This is a genomic window from Devosia sp. (assembly GCF_017307565.1).
Taxonomy (GTDB): Bacteria; Pseudomonadota; Alphaproteobacteria; order Rhizobiales; family Devosiaceae; genus Devosia.
In genome coordinates this window covers 1-1,822 of record NZ_JAFKHD010000284.1, presented here as the reverse complement: position 1 = coordinate 1,822, position 1,822 = coordinate 1, and the positions used below count along the sequence as shown (strand labels likewise).

General features: G+C 60.4%; 3 protein-coding genes. All 3 read right to left on the bottom strand.

The genetic code is table 11. The features are described from left to right. Nucleotides 1-460: ABC transporter ATP-binding protein (locus J0I64_RS08695; RefSeq protein WP_291407190.1), on the bottom strand; the 460-nt coding region annotated here is incomplete at its 3' end. Between the two features lie 9 nt (nt 461-469). Then, nucleotides 470-1,261, bottom strand: a complete 792-nt coding sequence (locus tag J0I64_RS08690; RefSeq protein WP_291407191.1) for an ABC transporter permease — start codon at nt 1,259-1,261, stop codon at nt 470-472. Next, nucleotides 1,258-1,822, bottom strand: a 565-nt coding sequence (locus J0I64_RS08685) for an ABC transporter permease (RefSeq protein ID WP_291407188.1), incomplete at its 5' end; no start/stop codon positions are given. The genes J0I64_RS08690 and J0I64_RS08685, both read right to left, overlap by 4 nt.

Below are 1,822 nucleotides of genomic sequence, written 5' to 3'. Positions count from 1 at the left end.
GCGGCTCGATGACGAGGGCGCGGGCGAGCGCCACGCGCTGCTTCTGGCCACCCGACAGGGCGCCGGGCAGGCGATCTGCGAGATGGCCCAGACCCACACGCTCCAGCATAGCGCCAACGCGCTTGGTCTTGGCTTCGCCCGAAACGCCGCGCTGCTTGAGGCCGAAGCCGACATTGTCGGCCACGGTCAGATGCGGGAAGAGCGCATAGTTCTGGAACACCAGACCGATATCGCGCTGGTGCGCGGGCAGCTTGGTCAGATCTTTGCCGCCCAGCGTAATGCTACCCGAGGTCGGCTGCAAAAAACCGGCGACGAGGCGCAGGGTCGTGGTCTTGCCACAGCCGGAAGCGCCGAGGAGGGACACGAGTTCGCCCTCGGCTATGTCCAGCGACAGGTCTTCAAGAACCTTGGTCTGGCCGTAGTGGGCGGTGATGTTGCGAATGGAAAGTGGCTTGGTCACGGCTGACCTCTATTTGGCAAGGAAGGTGAGGCCCAGGGTACGCTCGACAATGGCCATGACGGCCACCGTAAGCACCATGAGCAGCACCGAGACCGAAGCGACGGTGGGATCGAAGAACTGCTCCATATGGGCGAGCAGCTGGATTGGAAGCGTGGAAATGCCCGGTCCTGTCAGGAAGATCGAAATCGACACGTCATTGACCGAGGTGATGAAGGCCAGGATGAAGGCCGCGATCACGCCCGAGCGAACATTGGGCAAAAGCACGGTAAAGAAGGTTTTCAGAGGCGGCGAACCCAGGCTGATCGCCGCTTCTTCGATGGAGAAATCGAAGGAGGCGAGCGAGGCCGAAATAACCCGGATCACATAGGGGAGGATCAGGATCGTGTGGCCGATGATCAGCGACAGGAAGATTGGCGCATTGAACTGGAAAGCGAGGTTTTTCAGCAGCGAAAAGCCCAGCACCAGCTCGGGCACCAGCACCGGCAGCACGAACAGCGTCGACAGCCAGCGCGGCAGCTGGATGCGATAGCGGCTCATCGCATAGGAAGCCGGAATGCCGATCAAGAGCGCCACGAAGGTCGAGATAACGGCGACCTGGAGGCTCGTAAGAATGGTCCGGCGGAAGGCGTCGATCGCAAAGATGTTCTCGAACCATCGGAGACTTAGCCCCTGCGGCGGGAAGGTGAGATAGGTCGTGTCGCTCACTGCTGCGCCGAGCACGATAACGAGCGGCCCGACGAGGAACAGAAAGACCAGTGCAGTAAAGCCGATCAGGGCTGGATGAATTTTTGTCGGCATCAGACGGTCATCGGGTTGAGGCGGCGTGCCGCGGCATTCATGGCCATGACGATGGCGATGGTGATCACCACCATGATGGCGGCAATGGTGGAGGCGCTTACCCAGTCAAAGGTGACCATGGCCTGCTGATACATCAGCGTGCCCATGACCATCACCTGTTCGCCACCAAGAAGCTGAGGCGTCGCATAAGAGGTGAAGCTGCCGGTAAAGACCAGCACGGCACCGACGATCAGACCGGGCACGGCAAGCGGCAGAATGACCTGCGTGAACGTCGCCCACGAATTGGCGCCGAGCGAGGCCGACGCCTGGATGAGGTCATCCGGGATCGCTTCAAGCACGCCGACCAGTGTAAGCACCATCAGCGGCACAAACAGATAGACCATGGCGACGATGACCGAGCCCTGCGTGTAGAGCATCTGCAGCGGTTCGCTGATGATCCCGAGATTGATCAGGGTCGAATTCAGAATGCCGTTCTTGCCCAGAATGATCAGCCAGGCGAACGAGCGCACGACCACACCCGTCAACAGCGGAAAGACCGCCGCAATGATCAGGATAGATTTGAGC